The sequence below is a fragment of the Pseudopedobacter sp. genome (assembly GCF_040392825.1).
Lineage (GTDB): Bacteria > Bacteroidota > Bacteroidia > Sphingobacteriales > Sphingobacteriaceae > Pseudopedobacter.
The window spans coordinates 1-4,277 of the sequence record NZ_JBEBVH010000310.1; the positions used below are offsets into that span (position 1 = coordinate 1).

Consider the following 4,277-nt stretch of genomic DNA (forward strand, 5'->3'; position numbering starts at 1 on the left):
AGAACTGACAGATTTTTCTGCAAGTTATGAGGGTGTGTTTAAGCCTTCAAAATCGGGAGAAGTGGTAATGGAGTTTTATATGAATGGTCTTTTAAGTTTATGGGTAGATGGTACAGAAGTAAAAAGTGCTAAAACAAACCACGGTAGCCGTAAGCAGACTTACAATATGAAAGTCCAGCAAGGTAAGAACTATGATATTAAGTTCTACTTTGCTCATAATAATGGAGACGCACAATTGAATTTTGATATTGGCTATAAAGAAGAGGCAAATATCAATAAATCGATTAAAAATATTGCCGGAGCAGATTTAGTTGTTTTCGTAGGAGGAATTTCCCCGTCTTTAGAAGGGGAGGAAATGGGAGTGAAGCTACCTGGATTTAGAGGTGGCGACCGTACAGATATCCAGCTTCCGGCAATACAAAGGCAGTTTGTAAAGGCTTTAAAAGAAGCAGGTAAGAGAGTTATTTTTATCAACTGTTCTGGTTCGCCTATAGGGCTGGCAGATGAGATGGCCAATAGCGAAGCTATTGTACAGGCATGGTACCCGGGGCAGGCAGGCGGACAAGCTGTTGCCGATGTTCTATTTGGGAAATATAATCCTTCTGGACGTTTACCGATAACCTTCTATCGGGATACGACACAATTGCCTGATTTCGAAAATTACGATATGGCCGGTCGCACCTATCGTTATATGCAGGATAAACCATTGTTCCCATTTGGATATGGTTTAAGCTATACCCAATTCCAGTACGGAAATCCGATTTTAAATCAGCAGGTTATTACTAATGGACAGACAATACAGCTAACTGTGCCGGTAACCAATACTGGTAAGCGGAGTGGCGACGAGGTTGTCCAGGTTTACTTAAGGAAAAAAGGAGATGCTACCGGGCCTGTAAAAACATTGAGAGATTTCAGAAGGCTAAGTTTTAACGCCGGGCAAACCCGACAAGTGGTATTTAAAATTACACCTAAACAGCTGGAATGGTGGAACGAACAATCTAAAGCAATGCAGGTACAATCGGGAGATTATGAATTGCTGGTAGGTAAAAGTTCTGCAGATGAAGATTTAAAAATGGTGACATTTACTATCAGATGATTTAGTTAGTTAGTTAGTTAGTTAGTTAGTTAGTTAGTTTTGAGATAGTTATTAAAGATAAACAAGAAATATAATGGATTTGAAATACGCAGCTTTAATAAGTGTTTTATCGTTAAGCTTGTCTTGCAGCAGCAAAGCAGACGATACACCTAAAAAAGAGGAACAACAAATAGAAACTGTCAAATACGACCTGATCGTGGCGCAAGATGGATCGGGTAATTTTAAGACGATACAGGAAGCCGTAAATGCAGTACCAAGTGGGAAGACTAAACCGTTTACTATTTATATAAAAAATGGTATATATAAGGAAATAGTAACTGTACCATCTTCCAAAACATTTGTCTCTTTTAAGGGAGAAAATGTCGAAAAAACCATTATTACCTATGATAATTATGCAAAGAGACTCAATAGCGAAGGAAAAGAATATGGTACTTCCGGTTCTGCATCGGTATTTATTAACGGAAACAATTTTACTGCAGAACGGAGTACTATCGAAAATACCTCTGGTATAGATGCCGGGCAGGCATTGGCCATTAATATTGGTGCACCTAAATCAGCTTTTAAAAACTGTAAATTTCTTGGCTTTCAGGATACATTTTATGCAGGAAACGGTACGCTGCAATATGTAACAGATTCCTATATTGGCGGAACGGTAGATTTTATTTTTGGTGGTTCTACAGCTTTCTTTGAAAATTGCATCTTGCATAGTTTCAGAGATGGATATTTAACGGCCGCTTCTACACCGCAGGAACAAAAATATGGCTATATATTCCAGAAATGTAAGATAACAGCCACATCAGACCTTAGAAAAGCGTCTGTTTACCTGGGCCGCCCGTGGAGGCCTTATGCCAATGTGGTTTTTGTGGAATGTGAAATGGGCGGACACATCAGACCGGAAGGATGGCATAATTGGGGAAATATTGATAATGAAAAAACAGCGAGATATGCAGAATATGCGAGTAAAGGGGAAGGATATCAGGCCGGTAAAAGAGTAAGCTGGTCTAAGCAATTAACAGCAGAAGAGGCTAAGTTATATTCTAAACAAAATGTTTTAGGAAGCTGGAATCCGTTTTAGTTAGTGAATAAAGATAGAGTAGTAAGTTATCCTGAGGGTAAATGTAATTTATACAAATCAATATAAGTTGAGGTTTTCACTCCCCATTATCTTGATCCCGCCCAAAGTCTATCGTGTGGACATAAGTTAAGTCGTCCCGAACTCCTGACTGTCGTTAGGCAAATTGTTTCGCATACGCGTCAAGTTAAGAGTTCCCTTATCCGCCCTTTGGGCACCTTCTCCTCCCAAAGGGACTCCTTCGGAGCAGGGAGAAGGAGAAAAGTACAATGTTTCTGCTATGAAACACCGTTCTTGAATTTTGCACTTCCGTCTTCCGACTTGTCGGAAGGGATTAAGGGAGAGGGGATTATGATATGATTAGATTGCTAAAAGTTCTTAACTTGACGCTAATGCGAACTTGTTTCTGGATTTCATAATAAAGGTGTTATTGAACCAGCATAAACGTATTGGAATACATAATATGAGAATATTAAAAAGTTTATAATCGAACAAATTAATTTTTAGAATGAGATACTTTATTAAAAAAGCACTTTTCCTGTTACTGTTCTCACTGTACGGAAGTCTGGTTTTTGCGCAACAGCAAAATCCAATGGAGTTATGGTATAACCAGCCGGCAGCAAACTGGAACGAGGCCCTGCCCATAGGCAATGGCTTTCTGGCAGGTATGGTTTTCGGGGGAGTGCAGAAAGACAGAATTCAGCTTAATGAAGAAACTATTTGGGCTGGTGAACCGGGAAACAATATCATTCCAAACGTTTATCCTGCAATTGCAGAGATCAGGAAACTGCTGTTCGAAGGCAAATATAAAGAAGCGCAGGATCTGTCTAATAAAGCGTTTCCCAGACAGGCGCCTAAGGGAGGGAATTATGGTATGCAGTACCAGACTGCAGGTAATTTATTTTTAGACTTTGGCCATGGTGGTTTTATAAATTACAGACGGAATCTTGATATAGAAAAAGCGACCGCATCAGTTTCTTATCAGGCAAACGGAATAGATTATAAGCGTGAATATATTGCGCTTATACCTAAAAAAGTTATTGCCATAAGACTAACGGCAAGTAAGACCAAAAGCATTTCCTTCACTATAGATATGGATGCGCCATTTAAAGAATTCCAGAAAATTGCTTTAACAGATAGGTTATTGTTAAAAGCTGTTTCGTCTTCTGTAGATGGTAAAAAAGGACGAGTTAAGTTTGAAACACAGGTTGTGCCTAAACTGGAAGGCGGTACTTTAGAAATAAAAGACAATAAACTTGTAGTGAAAGAAGCCAATGCCGTTACCTTGTTTATTTCTATAGGAACCAATTTTAATAACTATCAGGACATCAGTGCAAATGAGAATATCAGGGTAAAGCAAAGATTGGCGGAGGTAACAGGACAGTCTTATAAAAAGCTTAAGGCAAATCATATCAAAAGCTATCAGCAATACTTCAATAGAGTTAAACTGGATTTGGGTGTAACTTCTGTAATGGATAAACCAACCAATCAAAGGGTAATAGACTTTAAGGAAGGTAATGACCCTGCTCTGGTATCTTTATACTTCCAGTTTGGGCGTTATCTGTTAATATGCAGTTCTTTTCCCGGAAGTCAGCCCGCAAACCTTCAGGGCAAGTGGAACGAAAAATTGAGTCCGCCATGGGATAGTAAGTATACTGTAAACATCAATACCGAAATGAATTATTGGCCTGCAGAGGTTACTAATCTTCCTGAGATGCATCAGCCTCTATTCAAGATGCTTAAAGAGCTGTCGGAAACCGGAAAAGAAAGTGCCGGCCAGATGTATAAAGCCAGAGGGTGGAATCTGCACCATAACACGGATCTATGGCGTATAACCGGCCCCGTAGATGGTGGCTTTTATGGTATGTGGCCAATGGGTGGAGCGTGGTTAAGTCAGCATATCTGGCAACATTACCTTTATAATGGAGACAATGATTTCCTGAGGGAGTATTATGATGTATTAAAAGGAGCAGCTATGTTTTATGTTGATGTTTTGCAGGAAGAACCTAAGCATAAATGGTTAGTGGTAGCGCCGTCTATGTCACCCGAAAACACTTATTTACCAGGCGTAGGAGTAAGCGCTGGTACTACTATGGACAATCAGCTTGT

General features: G+C 39.6%; 3 protein-coding genes. All 3 read left to right on the top strand.

The window, feature by feature from the left end:
- A partial coding sequence (locus ABWO41_RS16000) for a glycoside hydrolase family 3 C-terminal domain-containing protein (protein ID WP_353140193.1) occupies nt 1-1,096 on the top strand: 1,096 nt, incomplete at its 5' end.
- A gap of 73 nt (nt 1,097-1,169) precedes the next feature.
- Entirely contained in the window at nt 1,170-2,171 is a 1,002-nt protein-coding gene (locus tag ABWO41_RS16005) for a pectinesterase family protein (RefSeq protein ID WP_353140195.1), read from the top strand.
- 505 nt (nt 2,172-2,676) lie between these two features.
- The coding region (locus tag ABWO41_RS16010; protein WP_353140197.1) for a glycoside hydrolase family 95 protein at nt 2,677-4,277 on the top strand (1,601 nt) is incomplete at its 3' end.

Bases quoted from the DNA above. Each gene is read 5' to 3' on its own strand.
- ABWO41_RS16005 (WP_353140195.1), top strand. From the start codon at position 1,170: ATGGATTTGAAATACGCAGCTTTAATAAGTGTTTTATCGTTAAGCTTG.